At 37.6% G+C, this 17163-nt stretch carries 17 protein-coding genes and 3 pseudogenes; 10 read left to right on the top strand and 10 right to left on the bottom strand.

All coding sequences use genetic code 11. The features are described from left to right. The first annotated feature begins 65 nt into the window (after positions 1-65). The 7 genes and pseudogenes from M44_RS02440 to M44_RS19770 all read left to right on the top strand — a co-directional run bounded on the left by M44_RS02440 (position 66) and on the right by M44_RS19770 (position 5023). The gene (locus M44_RS02440) at positions 66-1502 is read left to right on the top strand and encodes an alpha/beta hydrolase family protein (RefSeq protein WP_010170606.1); all 1437 of its coding nucleotides are present in this window, start codon (positions 66-68) and stop codon (positions 1500-1502) included. Between the two features lie 210 nt (positions 1503-1712). After that, positions 1713-1868, top strand: a complete 156-nt coding sequence (locus M44_RS26700; protein WP_010170605.1) for a hypothetical protein — start codon at positions 1713-1715, stop codon at positions 1866-1868. A 2-nt stretch (positions 1869-1870) separates the two neighbouring features. Further along, a complete protein-coding gene (locus M44_RS24600) occupies positions 1871-2257 on the top strand; it encodes an alpha/beta fold hydrolase (protein ID WP_010170603.1) in 387 nt (128 codons plus the stop codon). Positions 2258-2277: 20 nt separating this feature from the next. Then, the gene (locus M44_RS27730; RefSeq protein ID WP_237705187.1) at positions 2278-2709 is read left to right on the top strand and encodes a hypothetical protein; all 432 of its coding nucleotides are present in this window, start codon (positions 2278-2280) and stop codon (positions 2707-2709) included. Positions 2710-3000: 291 nt separating this feature from the next. Further along, the gene (locus M44_RS24590; RefSeq protein WP_010170600.1) at positions 3001-3672 is read left to right on the top strand and encodes a cysteine hydrolase family protein; all 672 of its coding nucleotides are present in this window, start codon (positions 3001-3003) and stop codon (positions 3670-3672) included. Positions 3673-3739: 67 nt separating this feature from the next. Next, the gene (locus M44_RS25785) at positions 3740-3982 is read left to right on the top strand and encodes a 2TM domain-containing protein (protein ID WP_081447374.1); all 243 of its coding nucleotides are present in this window, start codon (positions 3740-3742) and stop codon (positions 3980-3982) included. A 434-nt stretch (positions 3983-4416) separates the two neighbouring features. Further along, positions 4417-5023: pseudogene (locus M44_RS19770) on the top strand (GNAT family N-acetyltransferase). 349 nt (positions 5024-5372) lie between these two features. Here the strand turns inward: M44_RS19770 and M44_RS02415 are convergent. Both M44_RS02415 and M44_RS02410 read right to left on the bottom strand, forming a co-directional pair. Continuing rightward, complete coding sequence (locus M44_RS02415; RefSeq protein ID WP_010170595.1) at positions 5373-6011, bottom strand: response regulator transcription factor; 639 nt, start codon at positions 6009-6011, stop codon at positions 5373-5375. Between the two features lie 73 nt (positions 6012-6084). Then, positions 6085-7071 carry a GAF domain-containing sensor histidine kinase gene (locus tag M44_RS02410; RefSeq protein ID WP_010170594.1) on the bottom strand — a complete coding sequence of 329 codons (987 nt, stop codon included), beginning with the start codon at positions 7069-7071 and terminating at the stop codon, positions 6085-6087. A gap of 215 nt (positions 7072-7286) precedes the next feature. Here M44_RS02410 and M44_RS25780 point away from each other — a divergent pair. Then, positions 7287-8639: pseudogene (locus M44_RS25780) on the top strand (IS3 family transposase). Positions 8640-8672: 33 nt separating this feature from the next. On the opposite strand, the gene M44_RS02400 reads toward M44_RS25780, so the two are convergent. From M44_RS02400 to M44_RS02365, 6 genes are all read right to left on the bottom strand, one after another. After that, complete coding sequence (locus M44_RS02400) at positions 8673-9095, bottom strand: hypothetical protein (RefSeq protein WP_010170592.1); 423 nt, start codon at positions 9093-9095, stop codon at positions 8673-8675. A gap of 58 nt (positions 9096-9153) precedes the next feature. After that, positions 9154-9603: a hypothetical protein gene (locus M44_RS02395; RefSeq protein WP_010170590.1), complete on the bottom strand. Its 450-nt coding sequence runs from the start codon at positions 9601-9603 to the stop codon at positions 9154-9156. An 84-nt stretch (positions 9604-9687) separates the two neighbouring features. Then, a complete protein-coding gene (locus M44_RS02390; RefSeq protein ID WP_010170587.1) occupies positions 9688-10533 on the bottom strand; it encodes a hypothetical protein in 846 nt (281 codons plus the stop codon). Positions 10534-11780: 1247 nt separating this feature from the next. Beyond that, positions 11781-11981, bottom strand: coding sequence for a hypothetical protein (locus M44_RS02375; RefSeq protein ID WP_010170580.1), 201 nt, complete (start codon positions 11979-11981; stop codon positions 11781-11783). Between the two features lie 601 nt (positions 11982-12582). Beyond that, on the bottom strand, positions 12583-12825 hold the full coding sequence (locus tag M44_RS19760) for a type II toxin-antitoxin system PemK/MazF family toxin (protein WP_010170578.1): 243 nt from the start codon (positions 12823-12825) through the stop codon (positions 12583-12585). Next, entirely contained in the window at positions 12815-13012 is a 198-nt protein-coding gene (locus M44_RS02365) for a DUF2281 domain-containing protein (RefSeq protein WP_010170576.1), read from the bottom strand. Before M44_RS02365 ends, M44_RS19760 begins: the two co-directional genes overlap by 11 nt. A 284-nt stretch (positions 13013-13296) precedes the next feature. On the opposite strand from M44_RS02365, the gene M44_RS02360 reads away from it, so the two are divergent. Both M44_RS02360 and M44_RS02355 read left to right on the top strand, forming a co-directional pair. Next, positions 13297-13785 carry an RNA polymerase sigma factor gene (locus M44_RS02360; RefSeq protein ID WP_155814879.1) on the top strand — a complete coding sequence of 163 codons (489 nt, stop codon included), beginning with the start codon at positions 13297-13299 and terminating at the stop codon, positions 13783-13785. Then, positions 13782-14675 carry a zf-HC2 domain-containing protein gene (locus M44_RS02355; RefSeq protein WP_010170572.1) on the top strand — a complete coding sequence of 298 codons (894 nt, stop codon included), beginning with the start codon at positions 13782-13784 and terminating at the stop codon, positions 14673-14675. The genes M44_RS02360 and M44_RS02355 overlap by 4 nt, the downstream gene beginning before the upstream one ends. A gap of 374 nt (positions 14676-15049) precedes the next feature. On the opposite strand, the pseudogene groL reads toward M44_RS02355, so the two are convergent. Then, positions 15050-16677, bottom strand: a pseudogene (gene groL / locus M44_RS19755) (chaperonin GroEL). 50 nt (positions 16678-16727) lie between these two features. After that, positions 16728-17015 carry a co-chaperone GroES gene (groES, locus tag M44_RS02345; protein WP_010170566.1) on the bottom strand — a complete coding sequence of 96 codons (288 nt, stop codon included), beginning with the start codon at positions 17013-17015 and terminating at the stop codon, positions 16728-16730. Positions 17016-17163: the final 148 nt, after the last annotated feature.

Raw genomic sequence — 17163 nt, 5'->3', positions numbered from 1 at the left:
GATAGAGCCTGAACGAATGTGGATCGTTCAATTTAACCTTTTATATCGAAAGGAATGCATACAGGATGAAAACGTTAGAGTTAGCTTTTATTGCACTTGCCATTTTAGTTGCATTATCCCTTTTTGTCTTACCGATAACAAGACCTTATGTTCGCCACTTAGGTGGTGTATGTTTATTAATCCTAGCTATTTGCCAAATTGTAGTGGAAGGGTATCGTTGGCAGATGATTCCTTCGTATATACTTGGTGCTACTATCCTTTTACTCATGACTGCCAAACCAACATTCACTTCATCCCGGTCTAAAGTTTTCTTCATTCTGTTCTTAGTGTTATGGGTACCCGTATCAATTATTTTACCAATCGCTGTTCCAGTTTTTACATTACCATATCCTACCGGTCCGTATGATACTGCGAAAACAATGTATCATCTAACAGATAGTAATCGTGACGAGCGAGTAACATTGGACGAATCAGATAAGCGAGAATTGATGGTTTCTATATGGTATCCAACAACTGAGCAAAAACAGCAAGCTGGTAGATACATCGACATGACATCAACTGTTCAAAAGTCCATTGCGGAGCACTTGGAAGTACCTTCATTTTTACTAGAATATATAAATCATATACGAACACATAGTGTTAAAGATAGCACAGTTGCTGAATCCCAAGAGAAGTTTCCAATTATCATACTTTCTCACGGATTACCTGGCAATAGTATGATGTACACTAGTATCGCAGAGAATCTTGCAAGTCATGGATTCGTTGTCGCTGCCATAGATCATACGTATTATTCTAATTTAACTATTTTCCCAGATGATAATGTTACGTTCTCCAAAGCGATACTCCCTGAACCATTTAAACTTGAAAAATGGGATGATATCATTTCTTCTGTATGGGTAAAAGATCAACAGTACATCGTGGACTTTGTACACTCTCTAGATAATGACCCTTCTTTTGCAGGCAAGCTTGACTTTAATAGTATCGGTGTACTAGGTCATTCGTTTGGTGGGGCCGCATCTTATCAAACACTTTTAGCAGACGAGAGGATACGTGCTGCGGTGAATATGGACGGTACTTTTTTCGGTAAAATTCAAGATATCCCTACCTCGACGAAGCCATATTTATATATGAAAGTGAAAGAACGTGAAAAGGTCGGTGACCAAGTATCGATTGAAGAAGAACTCACTAGTTTAGGATTAACAGTGCAGCAATTCAATGAATTAACCACTTCGTTACATAATAGACAACAGATATACACTAATTACGGAGCATACGAAGCCACCTTTACCGGTCTAAAGCACATGAGCTTCAACGATTTTTATTTGTACAGCCCCATCCTATCGATTGCAGATAAAGTGAATGTTCGTGAAGATCACAACATGATTAATTGGCTGCTTGTACAATTTTTTAATAAAACACTATACAACAATGACACAACCATCTTTGATAATGGGGAAAATCCATATACCCGAATTACAATTACACACCCCAATACCAACTGATAAAAGCCTAAGCACTCATAAGACAGGGTGTTTAGGCTCTTTTTTTGGTCTTTTTGTTTTCTATCAATATACAGAGCTATTATTTAATTGCCACAAGAGTTAGTGTATTTGGTTTTACTTTTGTTTACTTTTTTAATGATTATAGTTACTACGCCTTTATGACTTCCATTTTTTATAGTAATTGTAGCGACAAAAGCAGGAGGAATGAATATGGAGTTACAAACAAAAAAGCAAATGAACATTTTTAAGAAAATATGGTTAGGGGGAATTAGTGTTGTATTTCTTTTACTTGCCTTAGGTGTTGTGTATGAATCTATCTCAAGCTATATAGGTGTAAAAATTCTCCACCACCTGGTCAGCTTGTAGATGTGGGTGACTTTAAGCTTCATATTCATAAACAAGGAACAGGCTCCCCTACTATTATATTAGAGTCAGCAAGTGGCTCAGCATCTAACGTATGGCATGACATTCCTAACGAATTAGCAACATTCGCCACTGTTGTCACATATGATCGTGGCGGCTATGGTTGGAGTGAGAAAGCATCCTCAGACCGAACTGGTGTAAATATTGCGAAAGAGCTATATAGCGCTCTGAAAAAGGAAGACATAGAAGGGCCCTATATTTTAGTTGGTCATTCCTTAGGTGGGATGTATTCTCGGTTGTTTGCGAAGTTATATAGTGATGAAGTAGAGGGCGTTGTCTTAATAGATTCAAGACATGAAGGCTATTCAGAAAAACTAACCCGCTTTTGCTAGAAGCTGGCTTTAACCCTGTGTTGTCGGGGTATCCCCCAAAACATATACTAAATCTATTAAAACAAACCGGCATAATTCGAATCTTAAATATTGGTAATCCCGACACGGAAACATCTGTAAACATAGAAATGCGCCCTAAGTTCTTCGATGCAAGGGAAGATGAATTAAGGAATTTGGCCGCAACAGAAGCTGCTCTAAGTGACCAATCATTAGGTCAAATACCGTTACGAGTCTTAACACATGGGAAACCAATCGATTTTGTATCGTTTGGCCTTACTGAAGAGCAATCACGTTTCATGGAGGACGTTTGGCAACAACAGCAAGAACAGTCTCTTCAATTATCTTCAAATAGTCAATTGATTGTAGCGAAAAGCAGTGGACATTTTATTATTCATGATCAACCTGAATTAGTCATAAACACCATTAAAAACTTGGTAAACGAAATTAGGTAGCACTTAAAGCTTTCTAAGGGAAGCCTTCTCTTCTTTTAAGAGGCATAAACTTTTCACCTTTGACAATTTATACAAAAAAGCTCCAAGCTTATCGCAATACAGGTTTATTTGTATCAAAAATAGTACTAATTGAAGGAGAGTTCCCCAAAAGTGGCGAGTTCCTGTTTGGAGACGTACTATCTAAGTAAGATGAAAGTCACATGAGTTGATGTCTTATTTGATTACCTTATTCACGTTTAGTCTTGTTATTTATTACGAATAAATTAAATAGTAAGAAGGAGGTGTTGAAACATGAAGACAAGGTTAACCGTAATATCTGTAATTTTATTAATCACCATCGTCGCATTGTATGTAATAAATCATTTTCTGATTGCGAATAAACCTGTTATGGCCACAGATTCCATGACAAATGAAGCTCTTATAGTTATGGATATACAGAAGGACTTTTTTGAAGAGGATGGAAGATTACCGATCCATTCCTCATTTGTGTCACCTGTATTATCAACAGCCAATACATTAATTAAACAGTATGAGTATTCTGAGGCTGCCACTATTTTATATGTTACGAATGAATATGAGCAATTGCAGTTCTTAGCTAATAGAGGAAGAAACTTTGCTGCAATTAAGGGAACAGAAGGGGCAGAATTAGATGAGAGATTATTAGTCTTTGGCGATAATTTTATAAGTAAAAACAAGCCGAATGCTTTTTCTAGCCCTAAATTCACAGATACTTTAACAGAATATGAAGTTGGTCACCTAGTGATCATAGGCGTTTATGCGGAAGCATGCGTTATGGAAACAGCAAAAGAAGCGCTAAAACAAGGTTATTCGGTTACTTTAGTAGAGGATGCGATAGGTAGTGAGTCACAAAAAGCAAAAGAGGAAGCACTCAAAGTGTTAAAAAGTAAGGGTGCTAAAATTATGACGGCAGAAGAGTATCTAAAAAATAATGACAATGATTAAAAGGTTTTGCTGTTACGCATCTAAATGGAAACATACGAGGAGGAATACTAATGGACAATAATGCAAAATAACGAAAAAGACAAAACGAAGAGTACTACAACTTAAAGGATTTTATTACAATTTCACAGCTTTTCTAGTTATTATCCCTATGCTCTTTGTTATTAATTTGATGGGTGATGCAGGCAATTGGTGGTTCGTCTATCCCCTAACAGGCTGGGGAGTGTTAGTGATTATTCATGGGATATCTTTAAAAATCGGATCAGGTTGGGAAGAAAAAAAGATTAAAGAATTTATGAATAAAGATGTTTAATTGATGGAAGGTAGCTGACTTCAGCCACAACATCTAAAGAGATCATAACTTTAATTATTCGTCCACACACCTATAAGAATTTAGAATCGAAAAGAACATGCGGTTGTGTCTTATGGGAGTGATAACTAAATCAAGTATAGATTTAGAATTATGAAAGAATTTTCTTGAGAAAGCAACTGTAAACAACATTATAGGGAAGAGATGACACCGATGAAAGGTTACTCGTAATGAGTATACAAAGGAAAGAAAACTGTCATGTGTACTCAAAAGCTTTGGTAGGATGCTCAGTCTGAGAACAAAGTGTTATCAGTGATGTATTCATTGTTTTAAAAAAAGAGCAAGACATGATTTGAACTCAAGACAAGAAGAGGTAGAGTTTCAAAAAAATTATTACCCTTACTAAAAAATATGAAACGCATTGAATTATTGGGGGAATGGATATGGATAACTTATTTACAATAGACTGCGGTGAAATCCTATTAAGAGAATTTAGAATAGAAGATGTAGATGCTATTTATGAAATCACATCACAACCCGAAATTTATGAATTTTTACCAGATTGGCGTTCGACAAGAGAACAACGCTTGGACTGGGTGACAAATTATGAGATACCCGATAATAAAAAGTTTTTAGCCAATGTCCCAAATATTGGTGATGGGTGGCTGAAGTTGGGAATATTTATAAATGAAACTGACAAATTGATTGGCTTCTGTAATACGGGTATAAAAGACGAACTAAGTGAACAAAATCGAGAAATTGCTTATGCTATTTCTAAACAATATAGAAATAAAGGGTACACAACACAAGCAGTAAGAGGATTAGTAAAATACTTATTTGATAAGACAGATGTTGAAAAATTGAATGCTGTGGTACTACCAAGAAATGTAGCTTACAAAAAAAGTAATAGAAAAATGCGGTTTTCAGTTTAGTGGGAATGTTGAGATTGAAAATCAACTACATGACCATTACATCCTTAAAAGAAAACAAGGGGAAAACAAGGGGACAGGGACTTTGTCTTATAGAAAGCTACTCACCTACTAGAGGTAGCATGCTAACAAAGACCGTTTATAATCCTTGAGTGAAGGCATTAACCGATTCACACAATAATCTTAGAAAGATGAATGACTTTAGCCTATCCTGAGTAGAGGAACTAACTACATTCACCAGGGTAGTTAGACAAAGTCTCTTTCCCATAATTCAGAGATATAATTGCGTATGAAAAAGTATGTCCTTTCTTGCATTGTTTGGTTTGGCGATTAAACAATACCATAGAAAAGGCATACTTTTTTCTTTTTTCATGAGAAAATGTGGTGTTGGGCTTTTTAAAGCCCTGGCTTTCGCAATTTCGTTTTTTGACTGATTCTTAATATTACACTTTCTTAAAATAGCATCAATGGAACCGTCCCCTTGATTCCTGGCGATCAGATACCTGAAGTTTGTTCAGGATATTCGCAACATAATTATATACCGTTTTATTACTCAATCCCAGTGTTTCGGCCACCTCACTGTTAGAGGCTCCTTTAGACAACAGAAATAATACTTCGCTTTCGCGGGAGGTAAGTTCAGGAAATAGAGTGCTCGCAACCACAGTCTGGGTGACTTCTCCCTGTGCAAAGTAATCAATCATCCGGCTTGCAACTCCTGAACTAAAAAGGACTTCACCTTTAGCGATAGCTCGTACAGCACGTAAGATGTCCTCTTTTTCCGCATCTTTTAAGACATAACCTCTTGCTCCAGCCTGCATGGCTGAGAACACAGAAGTGTCATCCTCAAACATCGTAATAATTATGATATATATATCACGACATTTGGAAAGGATCTTCCGGGTAGCTTCGATTCCGTTCAAGTCAGGCATCTGGATATCCATCAGAACCAAATCAGGGAGCAAATTACACGCCATTTGAACTGCTTCTTCTCCTGATCCCGCTTCAGCAATGACTTCGTTGTCAGGCGTATTTGCTAATACACTAGAGACACCCTGCCTGAAAAGAGGATGATCATCGGCGATCAACACACGAATTGATTTCATGAACAACTTCCTTTCTAGAAAACTATTAAACTTAGAATAGAAAGTCACTTTTTTGAAATAGGTATAGAGGCTCTTACATCTGTACGCTAATTTCATTCGCAGTAATGGAAAATTCCCCGCCCAGTTCTTCCACTCGCTCTTTCATAACTTTCAAGCCGATTCCACTGCTTTTAGGATTCTGCTTCTGTTGCAGTATGCCGATTCCATTATCCTTAACATGTAATTGGAGAGTCGAAGCGACATTTGTTTCCTCTACACGCAAACTGACGGTGCAATATTCTGCCTGAGAATGCCTGACAACGTTTAAAAGTGCCTCTTGTACTATCCAAAAGGTTGCCACTTCAACGGCCGCTGGTAAAGGAGGCAACGCAGAGGGCACTATAACTTCTACCTTTAGAGCATAGTCACGTTGAACACCGAATCCCAGGATAAAATTGTTTACTTGTAGCGCACGTTCTCGTATCGCACCTACAAGTCCGAGTTCATCAATAGCCGGGGGACGCAGGTCATAAGCAATTTTACGAATATCTTTTACTTTATCCCTTATTGATGTTCGAATTTCCTTCACGAGCAATTTCGCTCCACTTGTATCTGAAATCAGCAAGTCTTCTGCTGTTGAAGCTTTTAATGCTAATGCAGCTAACGTGGGGGCAAGATCATCATGTAAGTTTCTTCGGATACGGCGCCTTTCTTCTTCTCTTGCTAGCACAATCCGTTCCCTGGACTCTTTTAACTCTTCCGCGAGTCGCTGCAGATCATCTGTCATTCGAACACTTTGTGCTAATGCTCCAACCTGCCTTGCTAATCCTTCCAGAAGTTGTAGCTCTGCAGATGTAAATGGCTCATCGTGACTTCTCCTGGCAATCATAAGGCATCCGACTTCCTGACCTCCGTGGATGAGCGGTATTACTTCTTTCGCATTACCAGAAGCTCCTGCAATGGCTTCGATATAAGGCAGTCCACCCTTCTTCAATTCAATCGCGACATAGGGCAGCCGAAGTGTTTGTTTTATCGTATGTGCTGCTTCTGAAAGGATTTCATCGTGAGGGGTTGGTATCACAAACAATTTTCCTAACTGGTCGATTACCCGGTATGGGTCTTCACGGTCCCCGTGTAAAGCGGTTTATAATCCGCTTTAGCCGGTCACGTAATGGTACAAACAATACGGTTATAAACGCAGTAGCAAATAAAGAGATGTAAATATTCCCGCTCTGGAGCCCTGAACTGCACCCCAATTGTTAGACACAATCTAATAATTGGAGGTGCAGTTTTTCTATGGCATTAAAGTTTACTTTAGAAGACAAGTTAGAGGCTGTTAATGGATATTTACAAGGGATTAAAAGTTATACTACATTAGCTCAAGAATTTGATACAAGTACCTCTGTTATAATGAATTGGGTTAAGCAATATGAACTACATGGTATAGAAGCATTTAATAAATCGTATACAAGTTATTCTGTGGAGTATAAACTAGACGTACTAAGATACATGAACGATAATGGGACGTCTCCTAATGAAACTGCAGTTATTTTTAACATACCTGATCCTAGTACTATTAGAAAATGGAGAAGGGTATATGAAAAAGAAGGGATTGACGGCCTACAATCGCGAAAAAAGGGGCGTCCATCCATGAAAAAAGAAAACAAAGAAATCTATACCACCAAAAGGATCTGTAGAGGAATTACAAGAAGAAATAGATCGTTTACGTATGGAGAATGCCTACCTAAAAAAGTTGAATGCCTTAGTTCAAAACAAGGAAAAATCACCAAACAAGACAAAGCGCAAGTAGTCTATGAACTAAGGAACGAATTTCCGGTGAAATCACTTATTAAATTGGCAGAGATCCCTAGAAGTACCTATTATTACTGGGTGAAACAACTTGGACGTCCAGATAAAGATGCTGAACTAAAATCAGTCGTAAAAGAGATATATGATGAGCATCAAGGATGTTATGGCTACCGTCGTATTCGTGATGAACTTGCGAATCGCGAATACAAAGTTAATCATAAGAAAGTGCAGCGTATTATGAAGGAATTAGGCTTAAAAAGCCTTGTTAGAATAAAAAAATATCGTTCTTATAAAGGTAAAGTAGGAAAGATTGCACCAAATATATTAGAACGTAATTTTAAGGCAGAAAAGCCGAACGAAAAATGGGTAACAGATATTACTGAGTTTAAATTATTTGGAGAGAAACTCTATCTATCTCCTATTCTTGATTTATATAATGGAGAAATCATTACGTAAACAATTGGTTCCAGACCAACATACTCGCTTGTTTCAGACATGTTAGAAAAGTCATTAGAACGGTTAACAGGAGATGAGGACCTAATCATTCATTCTGACCAAGGATGGCATTATCAAATGAGACAATATTGTCAAGTCTTAAAGGAACAGGGAATTACAAAAAGTATGTCTCGTAAGGGAAATTGTTACGATAATGCTGTAATAGAGAACTTTTTTGGGATTATGAAGTCTGAATTTCTTTATTTAAACGAATTTGAAAATATAAATCACTTTAAACAAGAACTAGAGAAATATATGGATTACTATAATAACAAACGTATAAAGGCAAAATTAAAAGGCAAGAGTCCGATACAATATCGAACTCTTGCCCAACAAGCCGCTTAATAAAAATAACCTGTCTAACTTCTTGGGGTCACTTCACACCTGGTCATTCCATAATCCTAGCAACAATATATAGATACTAAAAACCGCGATAGTAAGTGAGCCGTATAGCATCGTCTGGTTTATAATAATATTGATATCCCAAAGCCGATAGCGAAACACCGCAATCCCCAGTGTGACCGGTATAACAAGCAAAGAGCCGCGGATCCCAATATTTGTCATGAAATGCCTTAGTGGACTTCCAACTTCATGATAGTCTGGTGAGAATAAAAGAGGACCGACAGTAAATAACAGAAAGCCAAATAAGGCAACTGTACAGCCAAACACGACCCATTTTGTTTGATGCCGCTCCACAGTATTAAATACGGTTCTATAGCGATACGTTTGAAAGGTTACTAGAGTGGCTACACAAGTCAGCAGCCATATTGCTAAAAATAACTCATTCCTTCCAAAAACCATATTAAATAATAAAGGAACTCCTACCAGGAGCGGAGGAATAACTATTGTCCAGGCCGGTCTAAATCTTCCCATGGGAAATAAAAAAGAAAAATAAAATAAAAGCAGCCAATCCTATAAAAGTTGCCAAATCAATGAATGGTTTTAATATTGCATATTGGGAATATAAGCTGACCATACTGTCTGTAAAAGTTATTCCGAAGATCGCGAGCATTAGTGAGCTAAATAGGCCCATCGCTTCTTTTGATCTTGTAAAAAAAAGGACAGCGGCTACAGCTACAAATATAAATGCGAAGATAATGTCTATGGCAGTATAAAAAGAGGCAAAAAACAATTCTAATATTCCGAGCTCTTTCAGTGCTGAATGACCTGGCGAAGGGGCAGGGCATTCCGATAATTTTTGTTCTATACAACTTGTTTTCAGCAGCTCGTAATACATTGGTAAACTGACAATAAACAAGAGGAGAAGCCCCACCGCGATGCTCACTCCAAAAATCTTGAAGAAAGCCATCCACAGGAGCTGCTTCTGTGTTAAGATCGGTTCTTCAACATTTGCAAGTCTCAGCTTCGTTTCCTCCTTTATAAAAAGAATTGCCTAGTTGGCAGGGGGAACATGGGTAGGATTGTTTTTATGGAAGGATAAATTTTTATCTAAAACAGCAACCGCAAAATAGCTTGCTCCTGCAAGTATTGCTGACGCCCCGCCGTAGTAGCCCCAGCTTCCGATAGAATAAGGTACAGTAATCGCCCCCAGGCCCAAGTATATATAAGCAATACCAATAACAATGGTTAACTGTTTCCAGCCTGAACGTCTTGTTGCAGCCAGCAAACTTCCTAGTAATAACTGTAGGGAAACAAGAATACTCTCACTATAGCGGAAAAATTGGGCATGCTCATCAAGACCTGCTAACTGAAGCTGCAAGTTTTGCCACATAAGAGGTGCTAAGATAATCGCCGCTATCCCCGTTAAGATTAACAAAGTTCGGTTACATGGCTCTGTTCTTTTGAAGTTCAGCAAAGCTTTACGGTCTGGATAAGTGAAGAATAAAATCATAACATTAGCAAGAAAAACAACTATTACGAAAGGTTTTTGTAAAACATCACCTAGAGCAGGATGAGTCCAAAAAGCCAGTAGAAGCAAATGCCCTGCTATATAAAACTGAAGTAAAAGCGGCTTTTTCCATGGCTTCCACAGTAATGCGATTAATGAACCCGCAAATAACACCCCTAAAAGCGCCCCATGTTCAGCCCCATGCCATAGATGTAGGGAAACTGTTGTCGTACTTTCACAACCCGGACATCCTAACACCACCCACGGCATAAGACCTTCTGTAAAACCTTCAAGTAAAAACAGGGATCCAGCAGCAAAGAGTACAGCAAAAAAGGTAAAGACTCCAACCCTTATCTTAGAAACTTTACCACTTTCTGGTTTACTTGTCATCGTCCTATCTACTCCTTATATATGGGATTTGGATCTCCAGGAGAACCATTAATGATAGCGTATCAGCATTGCTTCCCAATAAAATAGAGTGACGAATCCCGAAATCAAGGAATATTGTTTGGGAAGTTTTGTGGGACGGAGGGACAGGTTCCTCGCCCCACCAAAGACATATCTCTCTGCTAAGAAAAGAAAATCGAGTTGTAGGAATTGCCTTCTTGAAGGCTCATCTTCTCATTTCATCTATTCGGCTGGCGGTAGGAATCATCTCCATATAGGAAATATGGGATAGTTCACCTGTCCCTCTGCCCGTATAGGCTAATATTAAGATGAAATATCTTACTTTTTCGTAGTATTTATGCAATTATGCATTAGACTTCACTAATAGACTATAGAACAAAATAAAGAGTCATTAATAGAGAAGAATTACCTCTGAACACTTTATAACATTCCTTAAAATATTTGGAGTGAAAATATTGAGTTATTACATTAAATGGCCCGTTTGTTGAATACCTACATTTTGTTGCGTAGTATAAAGTCTAAAAGCTTTGAGGGTGTAACATCTTTAACGGGGATTTACCGTTTTCATTTCATTGCGTTAGCAAAATCTTAGCATTTCCAAACGAATTTTACCTCCCGATACGTTAACATATTGAAGATTGCATAGAGAAATCTTGAAACCCTATTAACTTAAAAATCCTAATTTAATTCACCAGATTTTATTTTCTGTATTATTCTGTTTTGTTCCTCTTTATCAGTACTTAGAGCAATTACACGTTTTCCTCTAGCAAGAACCATAGGGACGGTTCTAACTGATTCCATCTTTGAACCCATGTTTAATGCTTGAGGTCAAGAGCATTTAATTTTCGGAAATGTGGCCTGAACCCTAGTGCGTTAATTCTTTACTTTACTGGTTGTCAGGCCCATATTTTCATTGTCCTTTTTTTTCAATATGCTACAAATTTAAATAGAGGCTTATCAAAAGTTTCAAAAACTAATGAGAAGCCTATCAACATTAAGTACCTACCGTTTTCAACTTTAATATTTAATTCATAATATGGCTCTTCCTGATTAGTATCATCAAACCATTTCATGCCTTTATCTTCAAACCCAATTTCTCTAAAATTTTTAGAGAACCTGCATATTTTGAATCGGCAGATGCGTAAATGAGCTTTACAGTAGGATTTTTAATAGCAAAATCAACACATACTTATGCTGCCTCAGTAGCGTATCCCTTACCTCAGGAAGTTTTAGACAAATGGGTAAAGTAATTCTACTGATTCAATCGAAGTTCTTACGTTAAATCCAGCTGCAACAATCACCCTACTTGACTCCTTTTCTATAACTGCATACATAAAAAGACCGTTTTCCTGGTGGCAAGCTGCATATCCTGCTAAAGCTTTATGTAATAGGAATTTCTCAATATTTTTAGTAATAGAACACCCCATCATGTTCGATTATATTTTGATTAACACAAGCCAAGTCTCAAACATTTATATGTATCTCATACTCTTCTATCATTTCTCTTTGGGAATCAAGAAGACGGTTCCATTGACTCTATTAGAAAACTTAATTTTTAGAATCAAATGAATAACGAAATCGCTAAAGCGATGACTCTTAAAAGGCCGACATCCCATTATTTTTATAATAAAACAAAAAAGTATTCCTTTTCTATCGTATTGTTTAATCACCAAACCAAACAATGCAAGAAAGGACATACTTTTTCTTGTGTAATTATTTCACACGATCCCTTTTCCTGTCGTGCTACGCCAAAGATACTAGATTGTTCCATTCGCTTAGTTAATTATCATGAGGAGTGTGCATTCAATATATTGACAAGTTGTCCTACGAGCATCTGTCATTTTGCCTAAAATATTATAGATCTCAGACACTTCTATCAGTTGTTGGGGAAATATTTTTCCATAGGAAAAACCCGAATAATGACGTTCCACTTTTATGGGTGATCATTACTCTGGTTACAGTTCAATAGTTCACTGCCCCCTTGTCCCTCTTATTAATGCATTTAGTTTCGATTGGACATCATATATTACCTCAGCGTTCACTCGTCCAAACTTTTTTCTGACTATTATTTTTTGAAAGTGTGTAAACTTTATCTGCTCTAACTACAGAATAGTCAAGATCTCTCAACTGAGATGTAATCGCGACAACAACAATATCTTCGGTAATTTTGTTATAATCATCATTTGATATTATTAAAACAGGGCGTTGTTTTCTATTTGTTAGGTCACTAAACGGGACTGGAATTAAAACAATATCACCTTGATTATATATCATTCCAAACCTCATCATCTATTTCATTGTTCCAAAAATCTAAGCTGGTTTCACTAGCCTTAGTTAAATCCTTAGACAAGCTTCTTTCTTTCTTTTCCTTTAAATATTCAGCAAAGTCTAAGATTTTATCTACCTCTTGTTCAGGAATCTCATCAATAATTTTGAGTAGTCTCTCTTTGGCAGTATTCATTGTGGTCACCCACCTCTTCATGAATAATTTCTTTTAGTATATCACTAATAATTTTTAGAAACTATATACACACATGACAATCACTTCTATCGTAAGCAAAATAAAAAAGCTTCTCAAAAGTTTTATCAACTAAGATTCATGAGATTCATGGGGACGGTTCTTCTGATTCTATACGCTGAATATTCTTTAAATAGAATCACTGGAACCGTCCCCTTGATTTCCCTTTTTTTTATTATTTTTGTAAGATATTTGAGTTTATCGCGTCTTATATGTAAGGAGGTGAGATGGTGACACAGCTTGAGGATATTTATCATACATACTTTAAAGATGTATTTTTATATGTGTATAGTTTATCTGGCGATAAGCATATCTCTGAAGATATCACTTCGGAAACTTTTATGAAAGTATTAACATCGCTAGACAGTTTTAGAGGGAATAGTGATATCCGTGTTTGGTTATGCCAAATTGCCAAAAACAGTTATTACTCATATTTGCGTAAAAATAAAAGATTCGTGGATCTTGAGTCGGTTCCAGAATCAGCTAGTGGAGACAATGTAGAACAAGACATAGCCATTTCAGAAGCGTCTATAAAAGTACATGAAGTGATCCAAAGTTTGAAAGAGCCATACAAAAAGGTCTTTACTCTCCGTGCATTTGGAGAACTGTCATTTAATCAAATTGGCAAATTGTTTGGAAAAAGTGAAAACTGGGCTTGTGTTACATATCACCGTGCTAGAGAAAAAATTAAAGCACAATCGGAGGATTATCGATGAAAATTAGCTGTAATATGATTAGGGATTTACTGCCGTTATATGTCGAGGATTTGGCAAGTCAAGATACTAGAGATCTAGTTGAAGAACATATAGCTTCTTGTGAGAACTGTAAAAAACGACTGGAAGAAATGAGAACTTTTGAAGAACCGCCAGTAGATACCGATATAGCTCCCTTAAGAAACTTACAAAATACATTGCGAAAGAAAAAGCTGCAAACGATTATTCTTTCAGTCATGGTAACACTGGTTTTTGCAGTGGTTACCATCGCTTATCTGACAACCCCAGCATACATCCCTTATAATGAATATGCGGTTTCCATTATTGAAAAGGATGACGGAACTGTACTTTTGAATTTTAGTGAAGAAGTCTCTGGATTTAATGTAAATCAATATCCAGCCGCAGACAATTCAGGTTATGTCTATGATATAACGACATGGGAAACGATTTGGCAACAGAAAATAAACAAAAACGACCTGGACAATACGGTCTTAAACCCGAATGGGGAAACGGTGGCTTCAATCTACTATTACAATACCGATGGAATGGAAAATACTTTAATTTATGGAGAACCAATAACGGATGGTTCTATCGTGACGTTACCTCGGCTTGTTTTAAGCTACTATGTATTGTTGGCTATAGGACTATTATTTATTTGTGGAATTGGATTAGTCATATTCCGTAAAAACGAAAAAATAAGATATGGCCTAGAAAAAATAATTCTATTGCCTATCTCGTACCTCCTTGCTCATTTACTTATAAAAGGTCTTCACTCTTCCACTTACCTTGCTGGACGAGACCTTTATTTAATAGTACTTGTCTCAATTTCTTTATATGGTGCGTTGTTAGCTGGAAAGAGCATATTAATTAAAAAGCCGAAAAGCACTTTATAATAGTTGTTGCTTTCACTGGTGAATAAAAGGCTCACCAATTAGCGATTGTTGAATAACTCAGGGAACTCCATTGTTGCGGAGTTCCCTTTTTTTAGTTTTAATGATCAGCAATAAGGAATCAAATCAAAGGGACGGTTCTTTTGATTCCAAAGATTAAATCTTTTAATTCGCATCAACGGAACTGTCCCCTTGATTCTCACTAATAATATTTAGGAAATATATACATACATGAAAATCACTTATATCATAATCAAAAGAAAAAAAGCTTCTCAAAAGTTTGATCAACTAATGAGAAGCCTTTTTATATACCTAATGTTAGCATTTTGTTAGCAAATCACTTCAAAACCCTTGTAATTTAAGGGGCTGACGAGTGATTACATCATGCCGCCCATTCCACCCATAGCGCCCATATCCGGCATACCACCAGCGTTTTCTTCTGGTAGGTCTGCTACGACTGCTTCAGTCGTTAGGAACATAGCTGCTACTGATGCTGCGTTTTGAAGTGCAGAACGAGTTACTTTCGTTGGGTCGACGATACCTTTTTCGATCATGTTAACCCACTCGCCGTTTGCTGCGTTGAAGCCTACGCCCACTTCTTCGCGTTTTAGACGGTCTACGATGATAGATCCTTCTAAACCAGCGTTGTGTGCGATTTGACGTACTGGCTCTTCTAGAGCACGTAGTACGATGTTGATTCCTGTTTGTACGTCGCCTTCTTGCTCAAGAGACGCTACTTTGTTGTATACGTTCACTAGGGCAGTACCACCACCTGAAACGATACCTTCTTCTACTGCTGCGCGAGTAGAGTTTAGGGCGTCTTCGATACGAAGTTTGCGCTCTTTTAACTCAGTTTCAGTAGCTGCACCGACTTTGATTACCGCTACACCACCAGCTAATTTCGCTAGGCGCTCTTGTAATTTTTCTTTATCGAACTCAGAAGTTGTTTCTTCTAATTGAGCACGGATTTGGTTAACGCGACCTGCAATTAGGTCTGCTTGACCGTTACCTTCAACGATTGTTGTGTTTTCTTTTGTTACGACAACTTTCGCTGCGCGTCCAAGTTGAGTGATGTTAGCAGATTTAAGGTCTAAACCTAAATCTTCTGTAATCACTTCACCACCAGTTAGAACTGCGATGTCTTCAAGCATTGCTTTTCGACGGTCACCGAATCCAGGAGCTTTCACCGCTACTGCATTGAATGTACCGCGAAGTTTGTTCACTACTAAAGTAGCAAGAGCTTCACCTTCAACGTCTTCAGCGATCATTAATAGTGGTTTACCTTGTTGAACTACTTGCTCAAGAACTGGTAGAATTTCTTGAATGTTTGTGATTTTTTATCTGTGATTAAAATGTAAGGATTCTCAAGAACCGCTTCCATTTTGTCAGAGTCAGTTACCATGTATGGAGATGCATATCCGCGGTCGAATTGCATACCTTCTACTACATCAAGCTCTGTTGTGAATCCTTTAGATTCTTCGATTGTGATAACGCCGTCGTTTCCAACGCGCTCCATTGCTTCAGCAATTAATTGACCAACTTCTTCGTCAGCTGCAGAAATAGCCGCTACTTGTGCGATGCTTTCTTTGCCTTCGATTGGTTTAGAGATTGCTTTTAGCTCTTCAATCGCAGTAATTACCGCTTTTTCGATACCTTTACGTACGCCAACAGGGTTTGCACCAGCTGTTACGTTTTTAAGACCTTCACGAATCATTGCTTGCGCAAGAACCGTTGCAGTCGTTGTACCGTCACCAGCGATTTCGTTTGTTTTGCTTGCTACTTCTGCTACTAGCTTCGCACCCATGTTTTCGAATGCATCTTCTAGTTCGATTTCTTTCGCAATCGTTACACCGTCATTTGTGATTAACGGAGAACCAAACTTTTTCTCTAGTACCACGTTACGTCCTTTTGGTCCAAGCGTTACTTTTACCGCATCTGCTAATTGATCTACACCGCGTAGCATTGCGCGACGAGCTTCTTCACTAAATTTAATTTCTTTAGCCATGTTTAAGAAACCTCCTTAGATTTTATAATTAAGATATTTTTAACGTTCGATTATTCGCCGATTACTGCTAAAATGTCGCTGTCGCGAAGAATTAGGTATTCTGCACCTTGGTACTTCACTTCTGTACCAGCGTACTTAGAGAAGATAATTTTGTCACCTACTGAAACTTCAAGAGCTACACGCTCGCCGTTGTCTAGTACTTTACCAGTTCCAACTGCTACAACCTTACCTTCTTGCGGCTTTTCCTTCGCAGAGTCTGGAAGAACAATTCCGCTAGCTGTTTTTTCTTCTGATTCAACTAGCTCAATCACTACACGATCTCCTAGTGGTTTTAACAAGTGAAACAACCTCCTCAAAAATATGTAAGTAGTTTGATTATTTAGCACTCCCATTTAAAGAGTGCTAACACGATTATTATGATATATAAATGCACTCACTTTTGCAAGCAAGATGTACAACTTTTTTAGAGAAATTATCGACAAACTC

This window comes from Bacillus coahuilensis m4-4 (assembly GCF_000171615.1).
GTDB lineage: Bacteria > Bacillota > Bacilli > Bacillales > Bacillaceae_K > Bacillus_T > Bacillus_T coahuilensis.
The sequence above is the reverse complement of the archived record's forward strand: the minus strand, read 5'-3'. Positions and strand labels throughout refer to the sequence as shown.

What these genes read in the sequence shown, in the direction of transcription:
- M44_RS02440 (WP_010170606.1), top strand. Translation starts at nt 66, where the DNA reads ATGAAAACGTTAGAGTTAGCTTTTATTGCACTTGCCATTTTAGTTGCA.
- M44_RS26700 (WP_010170605.1), top strand. Translation starts at nt 1,713, where the DNA reads ATGGAGTTACAAACAAAAAAGCAAATGAACATTTTTAAGAAAATATGG.
- M44_RS24590 (WP_010170600.1), top strand. Translation starts at nt 3,001, where the DNA reads ATGAAGACAAGGTTAACCGTAATATCTGTAATTTTATTAATCACCATC.
- M44_RS02415 (WP_010170595.1), bottom strand. Translation starts at nt 6,011, where the DNA reads ATGAAATCAATTCGTGTGTTGATCGCCGATGATCATCCTCTTTTCAGG.
- M44_RS02400 (WP_010170592.1), bottom strand. Translation starts at nt 9,095, where the DNA reads ATGGTTTTTGGAAGGAATGAGTTATTTTTAGCAATATGGCTGCTGACT.
- M44_RS02395 (WP_010170590.1), bottom strand. Translation starts at nt 9,603, where the DNA reads ATGGCTTTCTTCAAGATTTTTGGAGTGAGCATCGCGGTGGGGCTTCTC.
- M44_RS02390 (WP_010170587.1), bottom strand. Translation starts at nt 10,533, where the DNA reads ATGACAAGTAAACCAGAAAGTGGTAAAGTTTCTAAGATAAGGGTTGGA.
- M44_RS02375 (WP_010170580.1), bottom strand. Translation starts at nt 11,981, where the DNA reads ATGATGGGGTGTTCTATTACTAAAAATATTGAGAAATTCCTATTACAT.
- M44_RS19760 (WP_010170578.1), bottom strand. Translation starts at nt 12,825, where the DNA reads ATGATATATAATCAAGGTGATATTGTTTTAATTCCAGTCCCGTTTAGT.
- M44_RS02365 (WP_010170576.1), bottom strand. Translation starts at nt 13,012, where the DNA reads ATGAATACTGCCAAAGAGAGACTACTCAAAATTATTGATGAGATTCCT.
- M44_RS02360 (WP_155814879.1), top strand. Translation starts at nt 13,297, where the DNA reads ATGGTGACACAGCTTGAGGATATTTATCATACATACTTTAAAGATGTA.
- M44_RS02355 (WP_010170572.1), top strand. Translation starts at nt 13,782, where the DNA reads ATGAAAATTAGCTGTAATATGATTAGGGATTTACTGCCGTTATATGTC.